Genomic DNA, 24,024 nt, shown 5'->3' on the forward strand with positions numbered 1-24,024 from the left:
CCTCCAGCCTAGACAGCCGCGCCGAACTCCAGTTCATTGCGCTTGGCCGCACGGCGGTCGTGGAGGTACGCGATGCCGTACGCGGCGAAGTACAGCCCGATCATCGGGACCGCGAGCATGAACATCGACACGATGTCGGCCGACGGCGTCGCGAAGGCCGTGAACAGCACGATCACCAGGATCGCGATGCGCCAGGACTTGATGATCGAGGACGCGCTGATGATGCCGGCGAAGTTCAGCAGCACGATGAACACCGGCAGGACGAACGCGATGCCGATCGCGACGACGAGCTTGAGCACGAAGTCGATGTACTCCTTGGCCGTCAGGAGCGTCTCTGCGCCCTCTGGCACGAAGCTCGTCATGAGCTTCACGATGTTCGGCAGCACGAACCAGCCGGCGGCGCAGCCGGCGAAGAACAGCGGGATCGCGGTCGCGAAGAACCCGAACGTGTACTTGCGCTCCTTGGTGTTCAGCCCCGGCACGAGGAACGCGAAGACCTGGTAGAGCCAGACGGGTGCCGAGATCACGATGCCGAGCGTGAACGCGATCTGCAGTCGCAGGTCGAAGGCGCTCGAGATCGTCGGGAAGATGATCCCGGTGGTCGCTTCACCGGTGCCCTGCTGCGCCTCGACGACCGCGTTGACCGGCTCCTGGATGGCCTGCCACACGAACAGGTCGGTCAGGACCCAGCCGACCACCATGCCGAGCACGATCGCGAGTGCGGAGATGAAGAGGCGCTTGCGCAGTTCGAGCAGGTGCGCCCCGAGCGACATCCGCTTCTCGGGATTGCGGGTGCCGCGATCCTTCACGGCGGACACGTCGGTCAGGCGCTCGGGCCGGCGTCCGTGCGCTTGGCCTGGTCGGCCGGCGCGGCCGGAGCCGCCGGTGCGGGCGCCGCGGGCGTCGTGGCGGACGGCTGCGCGGCCGCCTCGGTCTTCGCCGTGCCGTCGGCGGCCTCGGCGTCGCCCTCGGAGCGGACCTCGTTCTTGAGGATCTTCATCGACTGGCCCAGGCTGCGCGCGAGCGCGGGCAGCTTCGGCGCACCGAACAGCAGCAGGATCACCAGGAGGATGATCAGCGCGTGCCAACCGGTGAAGGCGTTTCCAAACATAGGTGCTCGTCCATTCTGGCGGGATGGTCCGGCCAGTCTACCTGCTCCGGAAGGGTGCCGACCTCACGCTTCGGTCACGCCGGTCGCGGTGCTCCCGGGGGTCTCGCGGTACCCGGCGAGACCGGCCTGCGCCCACTCGGCCACGGCCGTCCGCGCCTCCTCGGGCGCGACGACGGTGACCAGCCCGGGCAGCCCGGCGACGAGCCGCTTCAGGCCGTGCACGTGCGCGAGCCGCAGCGTCACGCGCAGTCGGTCGTCGACCTGCGTCTGCGTCGAGTCGGCGAGGTAGTCGGCGAGGAGCGGCAGCGTCGCCGGGGCCACGTCGACGACGACCTCGAGATCGTCGGGCGAGGCCTGGAAGAGCGTCTCGGGGATGGCGCGGCCCGAGTGGTCGCCGACGGGTTCGTCGGTGACGCGCAGGTCGCTCATCCGGTCGACGCGGAAGTTGCGCACGTCCTCGCGGAGGTGGTCGTAGGCCTGCAGGTACCAGTCCGCGCCGAGCGACGCGATGCGCAGGGGGTCGACGCGCCGCCGGCGGCGCTCGCCGCGCGCGTTGAGGTAGTCGAACTCGAGGCGGTGGCCGGATGCCACGGCACGGCGCACGACCGCGAGCGACTCGTCAGCGCCCTCCTCGGCGACGGCGAGCCGGCTCGGCGCGCCCGACGCGCCCGCGCGCAGCTTCTCGGTGAGCGCGGCGAGCGACGCGCGTCCGGCGTTCTCGGGCAGCGCCGAGAGGTACTGCAGGCCCGCGATGAGCGCGGCCGCCTCGCGCGCCGAGAGCCGGGGCGCGTCGTCGATGGCGACGTGGTGGACGATGACGATGACGTCGTCCTCCTCGAAGGAGTCCCAGTCGATGTCGAAGAGGTCGTTCGGCTGGTAGGTGCCGGTCGCACCCGGCAGGCCCGAGGTCGCGATCAGCCGCACCGCGTCGCGGATCTCCTGCTCGCCGACGCCGAAGTGGGCTGCGGCCTCGTGCACGTCGACGACCCGCTGCTCGAGCAGGTACGGCACGAGCGAGAGCAGGAAGACGAGCTTGTCGGGCGCGCGCAGGCCCGCCGGCCGCCGCGCGGACGGTCCGCTCATGCCGCTCCTCCCCCGCGATGCGCCGCGGCGACCGCCTCGAGCCGGTCGCGGACCGCGTCGCGCAACGACGCGGGCGCCAGCACGCGCACCTCGGGCCCGTACGAGGCGAGCTCGTCGGCGAGGATCGCCGCATCGGTGTAGTGCAGTCGGATGACGCCGGCGTCGTCGTCGGCGACGGCGGCGCGCTTGCCCAGCCGCACCTCGGCATCGGACCCGGCACGCACCGACAGGTCGGCCGTGTTCGCCAGGCGCAGCGCCTGGAGATCGGCGAGCGCGCGATCCTGGATGTCGGCGGGCGGCGGGGGGAACGGGGCGCCGGGAACGGCCTGCACCTCGCCGACGATCCGGGAGAGCAGGAAGGTGCGGCCTGCGCCGGCGTCGACGTCGCGTCCGTGCAGGTGCCAGCGGCCCTCGTGGAGCACGACCGCGTACGGTTCCACCGTGCGCAGCCGCGGCTCGCGCTCGCCGGGCTTGAGGTAGCGGAACCGCACGCGCTGGCGCTTGTCGAGCGCCTGGCGGATGGGCTCGAACGCGGCATCGCGCACCCGCAGCCGCGGCGCGTACCCGATCACGGGCTCACGCGGCTCGATGCCGAGCGAGCGGAGCTTCGTGAGGGCGCGCTGCGAGTCGGCCGACAGCGACGCCTCGCGCCACACCTCGGCGGCGAGGCCGAGCAGGGCGAGCTCGTCGGGCGTGAAGCGCACGTCGACGGGCAGGTCGTACTCGCCCTTCGGGATGCGGTACCGCAGCGCCTGGTTGTCGCCCGGGCGATCGGGCGACTCCACGGTCTCGAGCGGGATGCCGAGGTCGCGGATGTCGTCCTTGTCGCGCTCGAACTGCCGCTCGAGGTTCGCGTTGCCACCGCGCGCGTCGTAGCGCTCGGCGTACCCGCGAACGGTCGAGAGGATCTCGGACTTCAACAACCCGGTCTCGGTCGCGAGGAGCGCGAGGACGAGGCTGAAGAGCCGGTCCTCGACCGGGATCCTCGGCTCCCCCGAGCGCTTGGACGACGCCACGTCAGCGATCATACTGAAGCGCCGGGGAGCCGCGACGCCCGGCTAGTCGCCGACCACACCGAGGATGTCGATCACGAAGAACAGGGTCGCGCCGCCCGGGATGGTGCCGGTGCCCGCGTCGCCGTAGCCGTCTTCGGGGGCGACGACGACGCCCACCTGCGAACCGACCTGCTGCCCGATGATCGCCTTCGAGAAGCCCGGGATGACCTGCGAGTCCGATTCCTCGCTCACGACGAAGGAGGTCGGGCCGCCCTGCTGCCAGGTGGAGTCGAAGACCGTGTTGTCGTCCCAGAGCACGCCGGTGTAATGCACGACGACCTCATCGCCCGACTCGACCTCCTGGCCGTGGCCCTTCTTCAGGACCTCGACCTGCGTCGTGTCGAACGGCTCCGCGTCGGGGACCGTGATGCCGGGGCGCCCGTCGGGCGCGAGCACGACTGCCGGGAACCCGTCGCGCGTGAGCTGCGGCGCGCCGTTCGCCTTGGGAAGGAACGCCTGGTGCACGTCGAACACCACGACGAGGCTGTCGTCGGCGCCGATCGCCAGCTGCTCGTTGCCCTCGTCGCCGAACGCGTCGGCCGGAGGCACGACGACGGCGACGCGCGAGCCCTCGCTCGCGCAGGTCAGGCCCTTGCTGAGGCCCGACAGCGTGCCCCCGCCCACCAGGACGGGCACGGGGTCCTCGTCGCCGAAGCCGACGACCTGGATCTCCTCGCCGGTCGAGCCGTTGTACACCGCGAGACCGACCAGCGCCTGCTGCCCGGCGGCGAGGTGCTCGCCGTCGCCCTCGATCACGGTCGAGCACTGCGTCGCCTCGGGGGTCAGCGGCGTCGGGAAGTCGACGCGCGGCGTCTCGCCGAAGTCGCCGCTCACCTCGACGAGGTCGGACGACGCGCCGGCGGACGCCTCGGGCTCGGGCGACGGCGCGGTGCAGCCGGTGAGCGTGACCGCGATCGCGGCCGCGGTGACCATGAGTGCGAGCGGGAGGCGCACGGATCCTCGTTTCGTCGGGTGGGAACGGGCCGCAGACAGCCTAGTCGGCGTCGGCGGTCGGGGCGGTGTCGGGGTCCTCGTCGGTGCGCGCGCGGCGCGCCGCGGCATCCGCGGCCCTCGCGCGCTTGCGCAGCACCTTGTCGCTGACGTTGCGCTCGCCGAGCGCGCCGGGCGTCCACGCCTCGACGTCCTCGTCGCTGAACTCGGTCTTCGAGGGGCGGCGCTTGAGCTCGGGCAGCACCGCGCCGGGTGCGAGCCGGCGCGCGGTGAGGAGGAAGCCCGTGTGGGCGATCATGCGGTGGTCGGGCCGGACCGCGAGGCCCTGCACGTGCCATCCGCGCACCATCGTCTCGTTGGCCTGCGGCTCGGTGTACCAGCCGGTCGCCCGGATGGCCTCGGCCACGCGCGAGAGCTGGGTCACGGTCGCGACGTAGCAGAGCAGCACCCCGCCGGGCTTCAGCGCCGCCGAGACGGCGTCGACGCACTCCCATGGCGCGAGCATGTCGAGCACGACGCGGTCGACGGATGCCTCCGCCGCCTGCTGCGGCAGCGCCTCGGCGAGGTCGCCGAGCGTGATGGACCAGTTCGCCGGGTCCTCGCCGTGGAAGGTGGCGACGTTCCCGCGGGCCACGTCGGCGAACTCCTCGCGACGCTCGAACGAGAGCAGGCGTCCTGCCGGGCCGATCGCCCGCAGCAGCCAGAGCGAGAGCGCGCCCGAGCCGACGCCGGCCTCGACGACGGTCGCGCCCGGGAAGACGTCGGCCTGCGCGAGGATCTGCGCGGCATCCTTCGGGTACACGATCGCCGCGCCGCGCGGCATCGACATCACGAAGTCGCTGAGCAGGGGGCGCAGCGCGAGGTACTCGATGCCGACCTGGTTGGCGACGACCGAGCCGTCGGGCAGCCCGATCAGGTCGTCGTGCGCGATCGGCCCCTTGTGGGAGTGGAACAGCTTGCCCGGCTCGAGCGTGATCGTGTGCAGGCGCCCCTTGGGGCCCGTCAGCTGCACGCGGTCGCCCGGGCGGAACGGCCCGCTCGCCTCGCCGCGGCTCATGCGCGGGTCCACGCGTCGGCGGCGACCTCGGCGACGTCGTCGAGCGAGCGGCCGTCGAGCGTCGGCCAGACCACGTCGGACGGGGCGTCGTCGAGCGGGAGCATGTGCGGCACGCCGATCGCGACCGCACCGGCGGCGGTCGCCGAGGCGAGCCCGGTCGGCGAGTCCTCGATCGCGACGCAGTCGGCGATGTCGACGCCGAGCCGCGCCGCCGCGGTCAGGTACGGCTCGGGATGCGGCTTCGGCGCGGCGACCTCGTCGCCCGTCACGAGCTCGTCGAACGCGGCGAACGGGATCGCCGCCACGATGTCCTCGGCCATCGAACGGATGGACATGGTCACGAGCGCGGTCGGGACGCCCGCATCGCGCACGGACTTCAGCAGCGCCTGCGCGCCCGGCTGCCACGGCACCCCGTGCTGCGCGAGCTGCTCGCGCACGCGCTCGGTGAGCCGCTGGACGATCTCGTCGGCCGGCAGGTCGACGCCCGCGCGCTGGAAGACCGCCGCGGCGTCCCAGAGGCCCGCGCCGACGACCTGCAGCGCGTCCTCCTCGGTCCAGGAACCGCCGAACTCGCGGATGAGCTCGATCTCGGCTCGCATCCAGTACGGCTCGGTGTCGACGAGGGTGCCGTCCATGTCCCACAGGACGGCGGCGGGGAGGCGCTTGGTCACAACGGGCGATTCTATCGGCACGGCCTATTGTGGAGGTGAGCCCGGAGATCCCGGGTTCGGGAAGCGGGGCGAACCGAGTGCAGCATCCGACCGGATTCGAGGGCGGGCGACTGCTCATCGTGGCATTCGAGGGCTGGAACGACGCGGGCGAGGCCGCCACGGGCGCCGCGCGGCTGCTGTCCGAGCGGCTCGGGCTCGTCGAGATCGCCGCCGTCGACCCAGAGCTGTACTTCGACTACCAGTTCACGCGGCCCACCATCCAGACCGACGACGACGGGGTGCGCCGGCTCACGTGGCCGGGCGCCGCGATCCTCGGTCCGAGCGGCATGCCCGAGGCATCCGACGACGAGCTCGTCACGGGGCCCGGGGCCGACACGCTGCACGTGCTGCTCGGCGCCGAGCCCGCGCGCACGTGGAAGGGCTTCGCGGCCGAGCTCATCGACGCGGCGCTCTCGGCCGACATCGAGGGCATCGTGCTGCTCGGCGCGATGCTCGCCGACGCGCCGCACACGCGCCCGCTCGCGGTGTTCGCGTCGAGCGAGAACCCCGAGGTGCGCGCCGCGCTCGGGGTCGAGCGCTCGACCTACGAGGGGCCGGTGGGCATCCTCAGCGTCATCGCCGACCAGGCCGAGCGCGTCGGCATCCCGACCGTGTCGCTCTGGGCGTCGGTGCCGCACTACGTGCACAACGCGCCCTCGCCGAAGGCCGTACTGGCCCTGCTGGGCAAGGTCGAGGAGCTGACCGGCCTCAGCATCCCCCGCGGCTCGCTCGAGGACGAGGCGAAGGCGTGGGAGGCGAGCGTCGACGCGCTCGCGGCCGACGACGAGGAGATGGCCGGCTACATCCAGCAGCTCGAGCAGGCCCGCGACGCGGTCGACGCGCCGCAGGCCTCGGGCGAGGCGATCGCGCAGGAGTTCGAGCGGTACCTGCGCCGCCGCGGCGACCAGCCCGGCGGCGGGCCGTGGCGTCCGCGCGACGTGGGCTAGCGGCATCCGCTCGCCGGCAGGACCTCGCGCGCGGCCGTGATGCTCGGTGTCAGTAGGGCTGGAGGACGCCCGCGCCGAGCAGGATGAAGAGCGTGACGCCGAGCGCGATGCGGTAGATCACGAACGGCAGGAAGCTGTGCCGCGAGATCCACTTCATGAAGAAGGCGATCACGAGGATGGCGACGCCGAACGCCACCGCCGTCGCGACCGCGGTCTCGAGCGCGTTGTACACGGTCGGCTCGCCCATGCTCTTGAACAGTTGGTAGAGACCCGAGCCGAACACGGCCGGGATCGCGAGCAGGAACGCGTACCGCGCCGCAGCGGCGCGCTCGTAGCCGAGCAGGAGGCCCATGGTGATGGTGCCGCCCGAGCGCGAGACGCCGGGGATCAGCGCGAGCGACTGCGCGAGGCCGAAGTACAGGCCGTGCGGGTAGGTCAGGTCGTCGAGGCCGCGCCGCTTCGCGCCGGCCCAGTCGGCCAGGCCGAGCACGATGCCGAACACGATCAGCATGGTCGCGACGATGTAGAGCGAACGGAACGTCGTCTCGATCTGGTCCTGGAAGAGCAGGCCGAGCACCACGATCGGGATCGAGCCGACGATGATCAGCCAGCCCATGCGAGCGTCGGGGTCGCTGTGCGGGAGCTTGCCGCGCACGGCCTGGAACCAGTGCGACACGATGCGCACGATGTCGCGCCAGAAGAACACCACGACCGCCGTCTCGGTGCCGAGCTGCGTGATGGCGGTGAACGCCGCACCGGGGTCGGCCGCGTTGGGCAGGAACTCGCCGAGGATGCGCAGGTGCGCGCTCGAGGAGACCGGCAGGAACTCGGTGAGTCCCTGCACGAGGCCGAGGATGATGGCTTCGAACAACGGCGCTTCGCCTTCCCGCCCTGCGCACGGCGAAGGGCATCGGACCGTCGTGGTCGGGGGCTGGGTGGTGTGGGGCGTACTCAGTACGCGAGCAGCAGGTCCCGCAGGACCCGCCTACCGAAGACTAGTGCGTCCAGCGGCACGCGCTCGTCCACGCCGTGGAACATCGCCGGGAAGTCAAGCCCCTCGGGCAGGCGCAGCGGGGCGAAGCCGTAGCCCGAGATGCCGAGCCGCGAGAGCGACTTGTTGTCGGTGCCGCCGCTCAGCAGGTACGGGAACACGCGCGCCTCGGGGTCGTGGGCGTGCAGGGCGGTCGTGACGGCGTCGACGAGGGGCCCGTGGGTCGGCGCCTCGAGGCCGACGTCCTGGTGCACGATCTGGATCTCGATGTCGGGCCCGATGAGCTCGCGGACCTCGGCGAGCACCGCGTCCTCCTCGCCCGGCAGCGTGCGGATGTCGACGAGCGCCTCGGCACGGTCGGGGATCACGTTGTGCTTGTACCCGGCGTCGAGGAGCGTGGGGTTCGACGTCGTGCGCAGGGTCGCGGTGATGAACCCCGACGCGGAGCCGGTGGCCAGCGCGAGCTCGTCGGGCGCGACCTGCTCGGGGTCGACGCCGAGCGCGTCGGCGATCGCGGCGAGCAGCTCGCGCGTCGTGCCCGTGAGCTTGACCGGCCACTCGCGTCGGCCGATGCGGGCGATCGCCTCGGCGAGCCGGGTGACGGCGTTGTCGCGGACGAGTCGCGAGCCGTGGGCGGCACGGCCGTGGGCGACGAGGCGGATCCAGACGAGCGACTTCTCCCCCGTCTGCAGGAGGTAGGCGCGCGTCCCGCCGACCGTGATCGAGTAGCCGCCGACCTCGCTGATCGCCTCGGTGGCCCCCGCGAACAGCTCGGGATGCTCGTCGACCATCCAGCTCGCGCCGTAGATGCCGCCGGCCTCCTCGTCGGCGAAGAACGCGACGACGAGCTCGCGTTCGGGCAACCGGCCCTCGGCGAGGATGTCGCCGACCGCCGTGAGGATCATGGCGTCCATGTCCTTCATGTCGACCGCGCCGCGGCCCCAGAGCATGCCGTCGCGGACCTCGCCGGCGAACGGGTCGACGCTCCAGTTGCGGGGATCCGCGGGCACCACGTCGAGGTGGCCGTGCAGCACGAGCGCTGGCTTGGCCGGGTCCGCCCCGGGGATGCGCGCGACGACGTTCGCGCGCCGCGGCGCGGACTCGTGCATGACCGGGTCGAGGCCCATCGCGCGCAGGCGCGCCTCGACGTACTCGGCGGCCTCGCGCTCGCCGTTGGCGCGCCCCTCGCCGTGGTTGGTGGTGTCGAAGCGGATGAGGTCGCGCGCGATGATTGCGGTCTCGTCGAGCTCGACCTCGGCGCCGCCGGCGGGCTGCGCGGAGGGCGTGCGGGCGTCGGTCGGGGTCGTCTCGGCCATGCGCTCCACCGTACCGGGCGGGTGCGGCGGACGCCGCGGCGGGAGTGTTCAGCGGGCTCTCGAAACCGTGCTAGTGTCTTCTACGGCCGCTGAGCGATCAGCGGATCAAGACAACGCGCGGGTGGCGGAAATGGCAGACGCGCTAGCTTGAGGTGCTAGTGCCCTAACGGGCGTGGGGGTTCAAGTCCCCCCTCGCGCACGCGTTGTCGAGAAGGCCGGATCTTCGGATCCGGCCTTCTCGCGTTTCGGGGGTCGTTCGGTCGCCCACCCCCGGTCGGGGGCGTGGACGGACGGTCGGCAGGACTTGCCGTATTCGAACATGTGTTCGAACATTGAGTGGTGACGATGACCGCTCCCCGATCCGCCCCGGCCGCCCAGGCGGCGCCCGCGGCGCGGCTCGAGCGGGTCGAGGAGCTGCAGGCGCGCATCCGCGGCATGCAGGCGACCCGGCTCGACTCGAAGGCGGTGCCCACGCATCCCGCGCTCGCGTCGGTGCTGCCCGGCGGCGCGCTGCGCGAGGGCGCGGTCGTGCAGGTCGAGGGGTCGATCACGCTGCTCATGGCCGCACTCGTCGGACCGTCGCAGAGCGGGCGCTGGGTCGCGGTCGCGGGCATCCCCGAGTTCGGCGTCGAGGCCGCCGCGCGGTTCGGCATCGACCTCGAGCGGCTCGTGCTCGTGCCCGAGCCCGGGCGGCAGTGGCTCACGGTCGCGGCCGCGCTCGCCGACGTGATCCCGGTGGTCGCGGTGCGGCCCGCGGGGCGGCTCGCGCCCGCCGAGGCGTCGCGGTTCGCGGCGCGGCTGCGCCAGCGCGGCGCGCTCCTGCTCGTCGACGGCGAGTGGCCGGGCAGCGACGCCCGGCTCGAACTCGAGCGGAGCGAGTGGAGCGGGCTCGATCACGGCCACGGGCACCTCGCCGAGCGCGAGGTCGTCGTCCGGGTCACGGGCCGCGGCGAGGTGGGCCGCGGCACCCGCCGCCGCCTCCGGCTGCCATCGGGCGACCTGGGGTTCGCCGCGGTCGGCGAGGCGGGCGGGGCCGGGCTCGGCGCGGCATCCGTCGCCGCCCTCGACGGCAGCGCCGGCCCGGCCGGCGGCATCCTGCACCGGCCCGACTTCGCGGCGAGGGCGTCGTGAGCGCGGCCGTGCGCACCGTCGTGCTCTGGTGCCCCGACTGGCCCGTGCTGGCGGCATGCCGCGAGGCGGGCATCGATCCGGCCGAGCCGGTCGCGCTCACCGAGGCCGGGCTCGTGCACTCGTGCTCGCCCGCGGCCCGGCGCGACGGCGTGGCGCGCGGCCTGCGGCTGCGCGAGGCGCAGTACCGCTCGACCGCGCTCACGGTGCTCGAGTACGACCCGGCGCTCGACCACCGCGCGTTCGAGCCGGTCGTGCGCGGCATCGAGGCGATCGTCCCGGGCGTGCAGGTGCTGCGGCCCGGCACGCTCGCGATGCGCGCGCGGGGCCCGGCCCGCTACTACGGCGGCGAGGATGCCGCGGCCCGCGCGCTGCTCGAGGCGGCCGCGGGGCTCGGGGTCGCCGCCGCGCGCGTGGGCGTGGCCGACGGCCCGTTCGCGGCCGAGCAGGCGGCGCGCGCGGCCGCACGGCGCGGCGAGCCCGTGCACGTGGTGCCCCCGGGCGAGGCGGCCGCGTTCCTCGCACCGCTGCCGGTCGCGCTCGTGGTCGACGCCCGCACCACGACGCTGCTCCACCGGCTCGGCGTGCGCACGCTCGGCGAGTTCGCGGCGCTGCCCGACGACGACGTGCGGCGGCGCTTCGGCGCGGCGGGCGCGTTCGCGCACGACCGCGCCGCGGGCCGCGAGCGGTCGCGCGTGGCGCCGCGCACTCCCCCGCCCGACTTCGAGGTCGCGCAGGACTTCGAGCCGCCGCTCGACCGCATCGACCAGCTCGCGTTCGCGTTCCGGGTGCGCGCCGACGAGTTCATCGAGCGCATGCGGACCAGGCGGCTCGTGTGCACCGGCATCCGCGTCGAGCTCGACGACGAGCGCGGCGGGCACTCGAGCCGCAGCTGGCTGCACCCGCACTGGTTCACGCCCGCCGACGTGGTCGATCGCGTGCGCTGGCAGCTGCAGGGCGCGGGCACGGCCGACTCCGGGCTCGACTCCCCCATCGTCCGGCTCCGCATCGTGCCCGAGCGGGTCGACTCGACGGGCAACCACGAGGAGGGGCTGTGGGGCGGCGGCCCCGACGAGCGCGTGCACCACGGGCTCACGCGCGTGCAGAGCATGCTCGGGCACGAGGGCGTGGTGACGGCGGCGATCGGCGGCGGGCGCATGCTCGCCGACCGGCAGGTGCTCGTGCCGTGGGGCGACCGCGCGCCCGAGCGCACCGCGGCCGAGGCGCCGTGGCCGGGGAGCCTGCCCGCGCTCGCGCCGGCGAGCGTGTTCCGCGAGCGGCTGCCGGTCGCGCTCGTCGACGCGGGCGATGCGGCGGTGTCGGTCGACGCGCGCGGGGCGATCTCGGCGGCGCCCGCGTCGTTCGCGATCGGCTCGGGTCGCCCGGCGCCCGTGCGCGCCTGGGCGGGTCCGTGGCCGGTCGTCGAGCGCTGGTGGGATGCCGAGCGCGCCCGCCGCGTGCACCGGTTCCAGGTCGTCGACCACGACGGCTGCGCGTGGCTGCTGGTGCGCGACGTCGAGGGCTGGTGGGCCGAGGCGAGGTACGACTGATGGGCGCGACGCGCTAGGGGGCGGGCGATGGGCTGGAACAACCCCGAGATCCCGTGGTCGGAGCTGGAGCGGCGGCTCTCCGACCGGCAGCGGCCGAGCGCCTCGAAGGTCGTGGCCGACGGCGGCGACAGCCCCGGATGGAGCCGCAAGCGCCATCCGTACCGCCCGTCGTCGCACGCCGACGAGCGGCCGGTCGGCCCCGTCGTGCCGTACGCCGAGCTGCACGCGCATTCGACGTTCAGCTTCCTCGACGGCGCGTCGGGCCCCGAGCGGCTCGTCGAGGAGGCGCACCGGCTCGGCCTCAGCGGCATCGCGATCACCGACCACGACGGCTTCTACGGCGTCGTGCGCTTCGCGGAGGCCGCCGAGAGCTACCCCGAGCTCGACACGGTCTTCGGCGCCGAGCTCTCGTTCGGGCTCACCGAGCCGCAGATGGGCGCGGCCGACCCCGAGGGCGACCACCTGCTCGTGCTCGCGGCGCGCGAGGAGGGCTACCACCGGCTCGCGTCGGCGATCACCGCCGGCCAGCTCGCCGGCGGTGAGAAGGGCCGCCCGGTGTACGACCTCGACGACCTCGCCGCGCGCGCCGACGGCCACTGGGTGGTCTCGACGGGGTGCCGCAAGGGGGCTGTGCGCCGGGCGCTCGCGGGCGAGGGCGGGGCGGATGCCGCATGGCGCGAACTCGACCGGCTCGTCGCGCTGTTCGGGCGCGACCACGTCGTCGTCGAGCTCACCGACCACGGCGACCCGATGGACCAGGTGCGCAACGACGCGCTCGCGGAGCTCGCCGCCCGGGCCCGTGTGCCCGTGCTCGCGACGAACGCGGTGCACTACGCGACGCCCGGCGAGCATCGGCTCGCGTCGGCGCTCGCGGCGGTGCGAGCCCGGCGCAGCCTCGACGAGCTCGACGGCTGGCTGCCGGCCACCGACGGCCTGCACCTGCGCTCGGGCGCCGAGATGCTCGCACGCTTCGACCGCTATCCCGGCGCGGTCGCCCACTCGGTGACGCTCGCGCGCGACCTGTCGTTCCGGCTGCGCAGCGCCCGGCCGAAGCTGCCCCGGCAGGAGGTGCCCGAGGGGCACACGCCCATGTCGTGGCTGCGCGAGCTCGTGTGGGCGGGCGCCGACCGCCGCTACCCGGGCATGCCCGGGCACGTGCGCGAACGGCTCGCGAAGGAGCTCGACGTGATCGAGCAGAAGGACTTCCCGGGCTACTTCCTCATCGTGCACGACCTCGTGCAGGAGGCACGCCGGCGCGGCATCCTGTGCCAGGGTCGCGGCTCGGCGGCCAACTCGGCGGTCTGCTACGTGCTCGACATCACGGGCGTCGACTCGATCTTCTACGAGCTGCCGTTCGAGCGGTTCCTGTCGTCGCTGCGCGACGAGGAGCCCGACATCGACGTCGACTTCGACTCCGACCGCCGGGAGGAGATCATCCAGTACGTCTACGGCAAGTACGGCCGGCACAACGCCGCGCAGGTCGCGAACGTCATCAGCTATCGCCCCAAGGGCGCGGTGCGCGACATGGCGAAGGCGCTCGGCTACTCGACCGGCCAGCAGGATGCGTGGTCGCGCCAGGTCGAGCGGTGGGGCGCCGTCGTCGAGACGCAGGACCACGACATCCCCGACGCCGTCGTCGAGCTCGCCGAGCAGCTGCTGACCTTCCCGCGACACCTCGGCATCCACTCGGGCGGCATGGTGCTCACCGACCGGCCAGTCGGCGAGGTGTGCCCGATCGAGCACGCGCGCATGGAGCACCGCACCGTGCTGCAGTGGGACAAGGACGACTGCGCGTGGATGGGCCTCGTGAAGTTCGACCTCCTCGGGCTCGGCATGCTCGCCGCGCTGCAGTACACGTTCGACCTCGTGCGCGAGCACACGGGTGAGGAGTGGGAGCTCGCGACGATCCCGAAGGAGGAGCCCGCGGTCTACGACATGCTGTGCCGGGCCGACTCGATCGGCGTGTTCCAGGTCGAGTCGCGCGCGCAGATGGGCACGCTCCCCCGGCTCAAGCCCCGCTGCTTCTACGACCTCGTCGTCGAGATCGCGCTCATCCGCCCCGGGCCGGTGCAGGGCGGCGCGGTGCACCCGTACATCCGCCGGCGCACGGGCGAGGAGCAGGTGAGCTACCTGCACCCCAAGCTCGAACCGGTGCTGCGACGCACGCTCGGCGTGCCGCTCTTCCAGGAGCAGCTCATGCAGATGGCCGTCGCGGTGGGCGACTGCGACGCAGCCGACGCCGACCTGCTGCGCCGCGCGATGGGCTCCAAGCGCGGCGTCGAGAAGATCGAGCGGCTGCGCGCGAAGCTCTACGACGGGATGGCGCGCAACGGCATCGAGCCCGATGTCGCCAACACGATCTACGAGAAGATCGAGGCATTCGCGAACTTCGGCTTCGCCGAGAGCCACGCCATCAGCTTCGGCCTGCTCGTGTACGCGAGCTCGTGGCTGAAGCTGCACTATCCGGCGGCGTTCCTCGCGGCGCTGCTGCGCGCGCAGCCCATGGGCTTCTACTCGCCGCACACGCTCACGGCCGACGCGCGCCGGCACGGCGTCGAGCTGCTCCGGCCCGACCTCGCGCGCTCCGGCGTGCACGCCGGGCTCGAGCCGATCAGGGCGGCGGGCCCCGATGAGCCGGCGACGGATGCCGCAGCGGGGGTGAGCGGCATCCGTCGCCCCACGGGCCTGCCCGAGTGCGCCCACGCGACCCAGCCGCCCGTCGGCGACTTCGATCGCAACGCTCCCGACCGCTCGGCCGAGCATCGCCGCGACGGCGCGTTCGCGGTGCGGCTGGGGCTCGCCGACGTGACCTCGATCGGCGCGAAGGTCGCCGAGCGCATCGTCGCCGAGCGCGAGCAGCACGGCCCGTACCGCGACATGGCCGACCTGTCGCGACGTGCCGACCTCGACGCCGCGCAACTCGAGGCGCTCGCCGCGGCCGGCGCGTTCGAGTGCTTCGACCTGCAGCCGCGCCAGGCGCTGTGGCTCGCGGGCGAAGCCGCGCAGGACCGCGCCGACTTCCTGCCCGGCGCGGTCGTCGTGGTGCAGCCGCCGCTGCTGCCGATGCTCAACGACGCCGAGCAGGTCGTGTACGACCTGTGGGCCACAGGCATCTCGCCCGACGACCACCCGATCCGGCACGTGCGCGACCGGCTCGACGCGCGCGGGGTCGTGCGCATCGACCGCCTGCGCGAGGCCGAGTCGGGCCGGCGCATCGAGGTCGGCGGGGTCGTCACGCACCGTCAGCGTCCGGCGACCGCGAGCGGCATCACGTTCATGAACCTGGAGGACGAGTCGGGCACGCTCAACGTGATCGCGAGCGTCGGCGTCTGGACGCGGTACCGCCGCATCGCGCGCGAGGCGCCCGCGATGGTCGTGCGCGGCATCCTCGAGCGCTCCCGCGAGGGCGTGGTCAACCTCGTCGCCGACCGCTTCGAGCCGCTGACCGTGTCGACCACCAACCGGTCGCGCGACTTCCGCTGACCCGCCGCCCGCGGGCGTACAGTGAGCGTGTGGCTGAGGCATCCGCTGCCGGACGCCGGAACACGGCGTGAGCCGTGACCACGACGCCGCCGCAGCACCGGCTCTTCACGCCGGCGTTCATCGCGCTCGGCGTCGCCGAACTGGCCTACTTCACGGCGGTCGGCGTGCCGATCTACGCGCTGCCCGTGTACGTCACGGGCCCGCTCGGCGGCGACGAGGCCGCGGCGGGGGTCGCCTACGGCGCCTTCGCGATCTCGGCGCTCGCGCTCCGGCCGTTCGCCGGGCGGCTCTCCGACCGGCGCGGTCGGCTGCCGCTGCTCATCGGCGGCGCGCTGGTCGCGGCGGCGAGCCTCGCGCTGCTCGCGGTCGCGGCGAACCTCGTCGTGGTCGTGCTGCTGCGCCTGCTCGCCGGCGTCGCCGAGGCGGCGTTCTTCGTCGCCGCCTTCGCCGCACTCGCCGACCTGGCGCCGCCGTCCCGCATGGGCGAGGCGCTGTCGTACAACTCCCTCGGCCTCTACCTCGGCATCGCGTTCGGCCCGCCGCTCGGCGAGATCCTCGTCGAACGATGGGGCTTCGCCGCGGCCTGGTATGGGGCGGCCGCGCTGGCCGTCGTCGCGGCGGGCCTGAGCCTCCGAGTCGGCGAGACGCGGCAGTCGATGCCGCCGGCCGACGGGCCGCGACGCATCCTGCACCGGCCGGCGATCCCGATCGCACTCGGCTTCGTCGCCACGCTCGCAGCGTCGGGCGGATTCCTCGCGTTCTCGTCGTTGCACGCGCACCGCATCGGACTCGATCCGGCGAGCCTGGCCCTCCTCGTCTACGGCGGGACGGTCGTCGTGTGCCGCATCGCATTCGCGCGCATCCCCGATCGGCTGCCCTCGCTCCCCCTCGCGGCCGCGTCGCTGGCGGTCATGGCGCTCGGCATCGGCATCGTGGCGATCTGGCCGGCGCCGGCGGGGATGCTGGTGGGCGTGGTGGTGCTCGCGGTCGGCATCACGTTCAGCACGCCCGCGTTCTTCTCGGCGATCTTCGCGACCGCGTCGCCCGCCGAGCGCGGCACCGCGTCGGGCACCGCGTCTGCGGCGCTCGACCTCGGCCTCGGCATCGGACCCATCCTGCTCGGCTTCCTCGCGGAGCCGTACGGGATCCCGTGGGCCTTCGCCGCGGCGGCGGGCGTCGCGCTCGCGGGCGGCGCCTGGACGCTGCACCTCGCGCGGCGCGCGCGACCGCAGGCGGCCTGATCGCCCGACCCGGCCGGGTCCCTGCCGACGCGTGGTCACGGCCCGACGTGTCGCCGCCGCGCGGGGCGCCGCCGTCGGTACCCTCATCCGGTGCCCCCAGCCTCCAACGACCGCTTCGGACCCGACCGCTACGGCGAGGACGTGCTCGCCGGCGACTGGCGCGCCGCGGGACGCCGCACCATCCGCGAGGTGCCGGCCGACCGCGACCTCGTCGTCGAGCTCGCCGCCGACGGGTACTGCGGCGCGGTCGTCGGGGTCGAGAAGCAGGCGGTGGTGCTCGAGGACCGCCACGGGCGGACGCGCATGTTCCCGCTCGGGCACGGATTCATGGTCGACGGCGAACCGGTGCGACTCGTCGCCCCGAAGGCCGCGGCGCCCGCGGGCCGGCTGCGGACGGCGTCGGGCTCGTTCGCGGTGGAGTCGGGGCGGGCCGCGAAGGTCGCGCTGCCGAGCCGCATCTTCGTCGAGGGGCGGCACGACGCCGAGCTCGTCGAGAAGATCTGGGGCGCCGACCTGCGCGTCGAGGGCGTCGTCGTCGAGTACCTGGAGGGCGTCGACGTGCTCGACGACGTGCTCGACGAGTTCCGCCCCGGACCCGGTCGCCGCGTCGGCGTGCTGGTCGACCACCTGGTGCCCGGGTCGAAGGAGCAGCGGATCGCCGACGCGGTCATGCGCGGGCCGCACCGCGGCCACGTGCTCGTCGTCGGCCACCCGTACATCGACATCTGGCAGGCGGTGAAGCCCGCGCGGATCGGCCGGGAGGCGTGGCCGCAGATCCCGCGCGGCACCTCGTGGAAGCACGGCGTGTGCGCGGCGTTCGGCTGGCCGCACGCCGAGCAGGCCGACATCGCGCGGGCATGGCAGCGGATCCTCGGCCAGGTGCGCGGCTACGGCGACCTCGAGCCGGACCTCCTCGGCCGCGTGGAGGAACTCATCGACTTCGTGACTTCGCCGCCCACGGCCTGACCCGACCCGCTACGCGATCGAGGTGCCGAAGGCGAGCCCGAGCAGGTAGGTGACGGCGGCCGCGCCGAGGCCGATCGCGAGCTGCCGCAGGGCGCGCTTGAGCGGCGACGCGCCCGAGAGCAGGCCGACGGTGGCGCCGGTGAGCAGGAGCGCGATGCCGACGAGCACCGTGGCGGTGACGACCGCGGCGAGCCCCGACATCCCGAACAGGTACGGCAGCACGGGGATCAGCGCGCCCGAGGCGAAGAACAGGAAGCTCGAGATCGCGGCGCTCATGCCCGTGCCGACGGCCTCGTCGTCGTGCTCGACCGCGCCGATCGCGTCGGTGGGCGCGGGCGTGCGCTCGGCGGCGTGCACGCGCGCGATCACGAGCGCGGCCTGCTCGACGGCGTCCTGCGGCTCCATGCCGCGGGCCCGGTAGACGAGCGCGAGCTCGTTGGCGTCGATGTCGAGGTCGACGAGCGCCTCGCGGGCCCCGGGATCCGGGGCGGACGCCTCGAGCAGCTCGCGCTGGGAGCGCACGGAGACGTACTCGCCCGCGCCCATCGACAGCGCGCCGGCGAGCAGGCCCGCGATGCCCGTGAAGAGCACGACGGGCGCGGGCACGCCGGTCGCGCCGATGCCGAGCACGAGCGCGAGGTTCGAGACGAGCCCGTCGTTGGCGCCGAACACGGCCGCCCGGAAGGTGCCGGCGAGCCGTCGGCGGCCGCGGGCCGCGAGCCCGCGCACGACCTCGCCGTGGATGCGCTCGTCGGCGGCCATGGCCGCGGTCGCGTGCGGATCGCTCGAGTACGGCGAGCGGGCCTCCGCGCGCTGCGCGAGCGCGAGCACGAAGATCGAGCCGAAGCGCCGGGCGAGGCTTGCGAGCAGTCGCGTGCGCACGTCGGCGCGCGGGATGCCGTCGTGGTCGCCGTCGAGCAGCGCCATCCAGTGCGCCTCGTGGCGCCCCTCGGCGGCCGCGAGTGCGAGCAGGATGTCGCGCTCCTCACCCTCGCGGCGCGCGGCGAGCTCGCGGTAGACCGCGGCCTCGGCCCGCTCGTCGGCGATGTAGCGCTTCCATCGGGCGCGGTCGGCTGGGGTGCCCTGGGGCTGGTCGGCGGTCATGCTGCTCCATCGGTCGCGGGCGCCCGGCCGCGACCGGTGCCGGCGGCGGGTGTGCCCGCCTCGTCGCGTCGGCCCCGCGGGGCCTTCGAAAGGCTAGCGGCACGGATGGCGCGCACACCCGCCGAACGACCGGATTGGCAGCATTTCGGCCGCCCGAACCGCCGCGACGCCACGCCCTCAGCCGACGAGCTGCTGCCAGCCGTCGCCTTCGACGTGCTCGAAGATGAGGTTCGTCTCGGTGTGCGCGACCGCAGGGTGGCCGGTGAGGTGGGCGAGCACGAACTCGCGCAGCTCCTCCGCGTCGCGCGCGGCGACGTGGAGCAGGTAGTCCTCGGCGCCCGCCATGTGGAACACGCCGAGCACGCCGGGCAGGTGCGGCACGGCGTTGCGGAAGGCGTCGATCTCGCTGCGGTCGTGCTTCACCAGTCGGATGGCGATGAGCGCCTGCAGGGAGACGCCGAGCGAGGCGAGGTCGACGTCGACGTGGTAGCCGCGAACGGTGCCGAGGCTCTGGAGTCGGCGCAGGCGCAGGGAGACGGTCGACTCGGCGACCCCCACCTCGGCGGCCAGTGCGGCGCCCGACGCGCGCGCGTTGCGCGACAGCGCGGACAGCAGCGCCCGGTCGACGCGATCCAGTTCCGGCTTCTGCGCCATACGGCCGCCCCTTTCGCTGGTCTGGTGAAGATTCTGCGCGCGTGAGGTTCGATATGCAAGCATCTGCACACCGACTTGAGCGACGTCACAGATTCTGCTTCATTGCTCCCATGCTGACACCGACGTCGAACCTCGAGACCCGTGCCGTCCACGCTGGGATGGAGGGAGTGCGGGAGCAGGGCTCCCACGTTCCCACGATCGATCTTTCCACGACCAACCCGCTCGGCGACGTCGAGAACGGCGGACTGTCGTACGAGGAGCTCGCGACGGGCGGCTGCCTCACCGAAGGCCGCTCGGCGGTGTACCAGCGCCTCTGGCACCCCGGAGTGGCGCGGTTCGAGACCGCGCTCGCCGACCTCGAGGGCGCCGAGGGCGCGGTCGCGTTCGGCAGCGGCATGGCGGCCCTCGCGGCCACGCTCATCGCGCTGACGAGCGCGGGCACGCCGCACGTCGTCGCGGTCCGCCCGCTCTACGGCGGCACCGACCACGTGCTCGAGAGCGGCCTGCTCGGCACCGAGGTGACCTGGACCGACGTCGACGGGATCGCCGCCGCCATCCGCCCCGAGACCGGCCTCGTGATCGTCGAGACGCCCGCGAACCCCACGCTCGAGCTCGTCGACCTGCGCCGGGTCGCGGATGCCGCGGGCCGCGTTCCTCTGCTGGTCGACAACACCTTCGCGACCCCGGTGCTCCAGCGCCCGCTCGAGCACGGCGCGACGCTCGTGCTGCACAGCGCCACGAAGTACCTCGGCGGGCACGGCGACGCGATGGGCGGCGTGGTCGCCGGGCCGATCGAGTGGGTCGAGCGGTTCCGCCGCGTGCGAGCGCTCACCGGCGGGCTGCTGCATCCCATGGGCGCCTACCTGCTGCACCGCGGCATCCGCACCCTGCCCGTGCGCGTGCGCGCCCAGCAGGCCACCGCGGCGGAGCTCGCTGCCCGGCTCGAGGCGCACCCGGCCGTCGCGCGCGTCCGCTATCCGGGCCTGCCGGGCCAGGACCCGAACGGCCTGATCGGCCGCCAGCTCGCCGGCCCGGGCTCGATCATCGCCCTCGAGCTCGCCGGCGGCTACGAGGCCGCGTGCCGCTTCACGGAGGCGTGCCGGCTCGTGACCCACGCGGTGTCGCTGGGCGGCGTCGACTCGCTCGTGCAGCATCCCGCGTCGCTGACGCACCGCCCGGTCGCGGCGCACGCCAAGCCCGACGGCGGCGTCGTGCGCCTCTCGATCGGCCTCGAGCACGTCGACGACCTCGCGGCCGACCTCATGGCCGCGCTCGACGCGGCGGCGATGCCTCAGGACCTCGGTCGATCGTCGGAGCTCGCGACGTCGGCCGACGCGGTCGGCTGACCCGAACCGGCGTCGTCCCTCGGCGGCGCGGGGTTGCGGATCCCGATCCACGACACTGCGCCGCCGATCACGAGCAGCACGGCGGTCGCGACGGCTGCCCGCCGGTATCCGTCTGCGTCGAGCGATCCAGCGACGATGACGCCGATCGACGCGGTCGACACCAGGCCCGCGATGCGCGCGACGGCGTTGTTGACCGCCGAGCCGATGCCGGCCCTCGCCGGGTCGACCGCGCCGAGGATCGCGGCCGTGAGCGGGGCGACGGTCATCGCCATGCCCAGCCCCACGACCACCATGCCGGGGAACACCTGCCACCAGTACTGCACCGGCAGGTCGACTGCGAGCGTCAGCAGGTAGCCCACGGCCACCACGATCGGCCCGAGGGTCATGAAGATCCGTGGCCCGTACCGGCCGCCGAGCGTGCCGAACCAGGACCCCAGCAGCACGAGCATCGCGGTCGGCGGCAGGATCGCGAGGCCGGCGAGCGTCGCCGGGAACCCGCCGGCCTCCTGCAGGAAGATCGGCAGGGCGAACAGCCCGAGCATGAACGCCGCGTAGATGAACCACGTCGCGAGGTTGCCCGCGGCGAAGTTGCGGGCGTGGAACAGCGACAACGGCAGCATGGGTGCGGGCGCACGGCGCTCCCACAGCACGAACGCGACGAGGGAGGCGACGCCCACCGCCGCCGGCACGTACACGAGCGGGTCGGCCCAGCCGAGTCGGCCCTGCTCGATCAGCGCGAACACCGTGCCGCCGAGCCCGACCACCCCGAGCGCGGCGCCGAGCCAGTCGACGCGCGCGCGGTCGGGGTGCGGTTCGTCGCGGCCGAGCGGGTGGAGCATCACGAGTGCGACCGCGATCGGCAGGACGTTGATCGCGAAGACGAGTCGCCACGACACCACGTCGACGAGCGCGCCGCCGAGGATCGGCCCGATCAGGAACGCGCTGGTCGTCCACGCGGTCCACCGCCCGATCGCGCGACCCTGCTCGGCCGAGGGGAACGTCGCGATGATCAGGGCGAGCGAACTCGGCACGAGCAGCGCGCCCGCGGCGCCCTGGAGCGCGCGGCCGAGGATGAACACGACCCCATCGACGGCGAACGTGCACACGAGCGACGTGACGCCGAACCCGATGAGCCCGATCCGCAGGATGCGCAGTCGCCCGAACGAGTCGGAGAGCGAGCCCGCCAGGAGGATCAGCGAGCCGAGCGTGAGCAGGTACGCGTCGACCGCCCACTGCTGAAGGGCGAGCCCCCCACCCAGCTCGCCCTCGATCGCGGGAAGGGCGATGTTGATGACCGCGCCGTCGAGAAAGGCGATGAACGCGACGATGATCGCGATGACGAGCACTCGCATGCGTCGGTCCATGCGCGCCATGCTACGCCGGGCCGCCGACGGCCGGGCGCCGCGTCGGGTTCGCCGGCTCAACGCCCGGCCCGCCGGGTCAGCGGCCCGGCCCGCCGGCTCAGCGCCCCGACAGGCGACGTCGCAGCAACTCGATGCGGGCCTGCAGCTGCGTCACGGTCGCCTGCGCGACCTCGGGCCCGCCGCACGCCCGGCGGAGCTCGGCGTGCACGAGGGAGTGCGCCTGCCCCGTCTGGCGCGCATAGAGACCGACCAGGCTGTTGAGCAGCGAGCGCTGCTCCTTCAGCGTGCGATACAGCGCGACGGGCTCGGCGGTGCCGGCCTCCTCGCCCTCGCCGCCCGCCTCGGCGGACGCCGCCTGCTTGCGCCGATCGGACGCGCGCCGAGCCTGCCGCGCCTGGCGGTGCCGGAGCAGCTCGGCCACCTGGTCGGGCTCGAGGATACCGGGGATGCCGATGAAGTCGAGCTCCTCGTCGCTGCCCGGCTCGGCGAACGTGCCGAACTCGGTGCCGTCGAAGACGACCCGGTCGAACGTCGCGTCGGAGCCGAGCGCCTGCCACGTGAACTCGGCCTCGAGCTCGTCGGAGGCCTTCTCGTCGCGATTGGCCGACTCGAGCAGGCCGTCCTCGAGGCCGGGATCGTCGTCGCCGTCGCCGGACCGGCGGTCGAGCGCGTGGTCGCGCTGGCGCTCGAGCTCGGAGGCGAGCGCCATGAGCACCGGCACGTTCGGCAGGAACACCGAGGCGGTCTCGCCGCGTCGGCGTGCGCGCACGAATCGGCCGATCGCCTGCGCGAAGAACAGCGGCGTCGACGAGCTCGTGGCGTACACGCCGACGGCCAGCCGCGGCACGTCGACGCCCTCGGAGACCATGCGCACCGCCACCATCCACCGGCTGGTCCCGTTCGAGAACTCCTCGATGCGCGCCGAGGCCTCCTTCTCGTCGGAGAGCACCACGGTGACCTTCTCGCCGCAGATGCCCTCGAGGATCTCGGCGTACGCGCGCGCGACCGACTGGTCGGTCGCGATCACGAGCCCGCCCGCGTCGGGAATGGCGTGCCGTACCTCGGTGAGCCGCCGGTCGGCGGCCTGCAGCACCGACGGGATCCACTCCCCGGTCGGCTCGAGCGCCGTGCGCCACGCGGCCGAGTGGATGTCCTTCGTGGCGTCCTCACCGAGCCGCGCCTCCATCTCGTCGCCGGCCTTGGTGCGCCAGCGCATGCTGCCGGCGTAGACCATGAAGATCACGGGGCGCACGACGCCGTCGGCGAGCGCGCGGCCGTAGCCGTAGTCGTAGTCGGTGCTCGAGACGCGGATGCCCTGCGCGTCGGGCTCGTAGTGCACGAACGGGATCGGCGCGGTGTCGCTGCGGAACGGCGTGCCCGTCAGCGAGAGACGGCGGGTTGCGGGCTCGAAGGCCTCGCGGATGGCGTCGCCCCACGACAGCGTGTCGCCACCGTGGTGCACCTCGTCGAGGATCACGAGCGTGCGCCCGGAGAGGGTCAGCTCGCGGTGCAGCGCCGGCCGCACCGCGACCTGCGCGTAGGTCACGGCCACGCCGTGGTAGTGCCGGGCGCTGCGGCCGTGGGCGTTGCGGAAGCCCGGGTCGAGCCGGATGCCGGCGCGCGCCGCAGCATCCGCCCACTGGCGCTTGAGGTGGTCGGTCGGGGCGACCACGGTGATGCGGTCGATGGTGCGTCGGGCGCGCAGCTCGGCGGCGAGGCGCAGCGCGAAGGTGGTCTTGCCTGCGCCGGGCGTGGCGGCGGCGAGGAAGTCGCGCGGCTCGGTCTCGAAGTAGCGGTCGAGGGCCTCGGCCTGCCAGGCGCGCAGCTTGGAGGCGGTGCCCCAGGGCGCGCGGGCGGGGAACGACGGTGAGAGGTGCTCGGCGGCCGAGGTGCCCGGCAGGTGGGGGCCGGAAGGGGTCGCGGTGCTCACTGGATGGGAGGCTACCCGAGCCGACTGACACACGGCC

The 24,024-nt window shown here is 73.7% G+C and carries 20 protein-coding genes and 1 tRNA gene; 8 read left to right on the forward strand and 13 right to left on the reverse strand.

Going from position 1 to position 24,024, the window contains the following annotated elements; all coding sequences use genetic code 11:
- Positions 1-8: 8 nt before the first annotated feature.
- From tatC to JOD46_RS11230, 7 genes are all read right to left on the reverse strand, one after another.
- Entirely contained in the window at positions 9-773 is a 765-nt protein-coding gene (tatC, locus tag JOD46_RS11200) for a twin-arginine translocase subunit TatC (protein WP_204396549.1), read from the reverse strand.
- A 50-nt stretch (positions 774-823) separates the two neighbouring features.
- Entirely contained in the window at positions 824-1,111 is a 288-nt protein-coding gene (tatA, locus tag JOD46_RS11205) for a twin-arginine translocase TatA/TatE family subunit (protein ID WP_204394287.1), read from the reverse strand.
- Between the two features lie 63 nt (positions 1,112-1,174).
- Entirely contained in the window at positions 1,175-2,194 is a 1,020-nt protein-coding gene (locus JOD46_RS11210; RefSeq protein ID WP_204394289.1) for a helix-turn-helix transcriptional regulator, read from the reverse strand.
- The gene (locus JOD46_RS11215) at positions 2,191-3,210 is read right to left on the reverse strand and encodes a helix-turn-helix transcriptional regulator (RefSeq protein ID WP_307835009.1); all 1,020 of its coding nucleotides are present in this window, start codon (positions 3,208-3,210) and stop codon (positions 2,191-2,193) included. Before JOD46_RS11215 ends, JOD46_RS11210 begins: the two co-directional genes overlap by 4 nt.
- A gap of 42 nt (positions 3,211-3,252) precedes the next feature.
- Entirely contained in the window at positions 3,253-4,203 is a 951-nt protein-coding gene (locus JOD46_RS11220; protein ID WP_204394300.1) for an FKBP-type peptidyl-prolyl cis-trans isomerase, read from the reverse strand.
- A 40-nt stretch (positions 4,204-4,243) separates the two neighbouring features.
- On the reverse strand, positions 4,244-5,257 hold the full coding sequence (locus JOD46_RS11225; protein ID WP_204394302.1) for a tRNA (adenine-N1)-methyltransferase: 1,014 nt from the start codon (positions 5,255-5,257) through the stop codon (positions 4,244-4,246).
- The gene (locus JOD46_RS11230) at positions 5,254-5,928 is read right to left on the reverse strand and encodes an HAD family hydrolase (RefSeq protein WP_307835010.1); all 675 of its coding nucleotides are present in this window, start codon (positions 5,926-5,928) and stop codon (positions 5,254-5,256) included. Before JOD46_RS11230 ends, JOD46_RS11225 begins: the two co-directional genes overlap by 4 nt.
- 77 nt (positions 5,929-6,005) lie before the next feature.
- On the opposite strand from JOD46_RS11230, the gene JOD46_RS11235 reads away from it, so the two are divergent.
- The gene (locus JOD46_RS11235) at positions 6,006-6,914 is read left to right on the forward strand and encodes a PAC2 family protein (RefSeq protein WP_307835011.1); all 909 of its coding nucleotides are present in this window, start codon (positions 6,006-6,008) and stop codon (positions 6,912-6,914) included.
- Positions 6,915-6,963: 49 nt separating this feature from the next.
- On the opposite strand, the gene JOD46_RS11240 is transcribed toward JOD46_RS11235, so the two are convergent.
- Entirely contained in the window at positions 6,964-7,785 is an 822-nt protein-coding gene (locus tag JOD46_RS11240) for an undecaprenyl-diphosphate phosphatase (protein ID WP_204394305.1), read from the reverse strand.
- 80 nt (positions 7,786-7,865) lie between these two features.
- Positions 7,866-9,221, reverse strand: a complete 1,356-nt coding sequence (locus JOD46_RS11245; RefSeq protein ID WP_204394307.1) for a M20/M25/M40 family metallo-hydrolase — start codon at positions 9,219-9,221, stop codon at positions 7,866-7,868.
- 115 nt (positions 9,222-9,336) lie between these two features.
- On the opposite strand from JOD46_RS11245, the gene JOD46_RS11250 reads away from it, so the two are divergent.
- From JOD46_RS11250 to JOD46_RS11275, 6 genes are all read left to right on the forward strand, one after another.
- Positions 9,337-9,420, forward strand: a tRNA-Leu gene (locus JOD46_RS11250).
- Positions 9,421-9,566: 146 nt separating this feature from the next.
- Complete coding sequence (gene imuA', locus JOD46_RS11255; RefSeq protein ID WP_204394309.1) at positions 9,567-10,352, forward strand: DnaE2-dependent mutagenesis accessory factor ImuA'; 786 nt, start codon at positions 9,567-9,569, stop codon at positions 10,350-10,352.
- The gene (locus JOD46_RS11260) at positions 10,349-11,899 is read left to right on the forward strand and encodes a DNA polymerase Y family protein (RefSeq protein WP_204394311.1); all 1,551 of its coding nucleotides are present in this window, start codon (positions 10,349-10,351) and stop codon (positions 11,897-11,899) included. The genes imuA' and JOD46_RS11260 overlap by 4 nt, the downstream gene beginning before the upstream one ends.
- Before the next feature lie 27 nt (positions 11,900-11,926).
- Positions 11,927-15,382, forward strand: coding sequence for an error-prone DNA polymerase (locus tag JOD46_RS11265; RefSeq protein WP_204394313.1), 3,456 nt, complete (start codon positions 11,927-11,929; stop codon positions 15,380-15,382).
- Positions 15,383-15,456: 74 nt separating this feature from the next.
- Entirely contained in the window at positions 15,457-16,623 is a 1,167-nt protein-coding gene (locus JOD46_RS11270) for an MFS transporter (RefSeq protein WP_204394315.1), read from the forward strand.
- Positions 16,624-16,713: 90 nt separating this feature from the next.
- The gene (locus tag JOD46_RS11275; RefSeq protein ID WP_204394317.1) at positions 16,714-17,589 is read left to right on the forward strand and encodes a DUF3097 domain-containing protein; all 876 of its coding nucleotides are present in this window, start codon (positions 16,714-16,716) and stop codon (positions 17,587-17,589) included.
- A 9-nt stretch (positions 17,590-17,598) separates the two neighbouring features.
- Here the strand turns inward: JOD46_RS11275 and JOD46_RS11280 are convergent, their stop codons facing one another.
- Positions 17,599-18,693 (reverse strand): VIT1/CCC1 transporter family protein, encoded by a 1,095-nt coding sequence (locus JOD46_RS11280; RefSeq protein ID WP_204394320.1) that lies wholly within the window; start codon positions 18,691-18,693, stop codon positions 17,599-17,601.
- 177 nt (positions 18,694-18,870) lie between these two features.
- Positions 18,871-19,347 (reverse strand): Lrp/AsnC family transcriptional regulator, encoded by a 477-nt coding sequence (locus JOD46_RS11285; RefSeq protein ID WP_204394322.1) that lies wholly within the window; start codon positions 19,345-19,347, stop codon positions 18,871-18,873.
- A gap of 110 nt (positions 19,348-19,457) precedes the next feature.
- Here JOD46_RS11285 and JOD46_RS11290 point away from each other — a divergent pair, with 110 nt between their 5' ends.
- Complete coding sequence (locus JOD46_RS11290) at positions 19,458-20,693, forward strand: trans-sulfuration enzyme family protein (protein ID WP_204394324.1); 1,236 nt, start codon at positions 19,458-19,460, stop codon at positions 20,691-20,693.
- Here JOD46_RS11290 and JOD46_RS11295 read toward each other — a convergent pair.
- Both JOD46_RS11295 and JOD46_RS11300 read right to left on the reverse strand, forming a co-directional pair.
- Positions 20,639-22,057 (reverse strand): MFS transporter, encoded by a 1,419-nt coding sequence (locus tag JOD46_RS11295; RefSeq protein WP_307835012.1) that lies wholly within the window; start codon positions 22,055-22,057, stop codon positions 20,639-20,641. The two genes, JOD46_RS11290 and JOD46_RS11295, sit on opposite strands and share 55 nt — an antisense overlap.
- Before the next feature lie 97 nt (positions 22,058-22,154).
- Entirely contained in the window at positions 22,155-23,987 is a 1,833-nt protein-coding gene (locus JOD46_RS11300) for a DEAD/DEAH box helicase (RefSeq protein ID WP_307835013.1), read from the reverse strand.
- Between the last annotated feature and the right edge of the window lie 37 nt (positions 23,988-24,024).

This window comes from Agromyces aurantiacus (assembly GCF_016907355.1).
GTDB classification, from domain to species: Bacteria; Actinomycetota; Actinomycetes; order Actinomycetales; family Microbacteriaceae; genus Agromyces; species Agromyces aurantiacus.

Excerpts from the sequence above, each read along its gene's own strand:
- imuA' (WP_204394309.1), top strand. The coding sequence starts at position 9,567 with ATGACCGCTCCCCGATCCGCCCCGGCCGCCCAGGCGGCGCCCGCGGCG.
- tatA (WP_204394287.1), bottom strand. The coding sequence starts at position 1,111 with ATGTTTGGAAACGCCTTCACCGGTTGGCACGCGCTGATCATCCTCCTG.
- JOD46_RS11285 (WP_204394322.1), bottom strand. The coding sequence starts at position 19,347 with ATGGCGCAGAAGCCGGAACTGGATCGCGTCGACCGGGCGCTGCTGTCC.
- JOD46_RS11245 (WP_204394307.1), bottom strand. The coding sequence starts at position 9,221 with ATGGCCGAGACGACCCCGACCGACGCCCGCACGCCCTCCGCGCAGCCC.
- JOD46_RS11225 (WP_204394302.1), bottom strand. The coding sequence starts at position 5,257 with ATGAGCCGCGGCGAGGCGAGCGGGCCGTTCCGCCCGGGCGACCGCGTG.
- JOD46_RS11290 (WP_204394324.1), top strand. The coding sequence starts at position 19,458 with ATGCTGACACCGACGTCGAACCTCGAGACCCGTGCCGTCCACGCTGGG.
- JOD46_RS11210 (WP_204394289.1), bottom strand. The coding sequence starts at position 2,194 with ATGAGCGGACCGTCCGCGCGGCGGCCGGCGGGCCTGCGCGCGCCCGAC.
- JOD46_RS11265 (WP_204394313.1), top strand. The coding sequence starts at position 11,927 with ATGGGCTGGAACAACCCCGAGATCCCGTGGTCGGAGCTGGAGCGGCGG.
- JOD46_RS11280 (WP_204394320.1), bottom strand. The coding sequence starts at position 18,693 with ATGACCGCCGACCAGCCCCAGGGCACCCCAGCCGACCGCGCCCGATGG.
- tatC (WP_204396549.1), bottom strand. The coding sequence starts at position 773 with ATGTCGCTCGGGGCGCACCTGCTCGAACTGCGCAAGCGCCTCTTCATC.
- JOD46_RS11295 (WP_307835012.1), bottom strand. The coding sequence starts at position 22,057 with ATGGACCGACGCATGCGAGTGCTCGTCATCGCGATCATCGTCGCGTTC.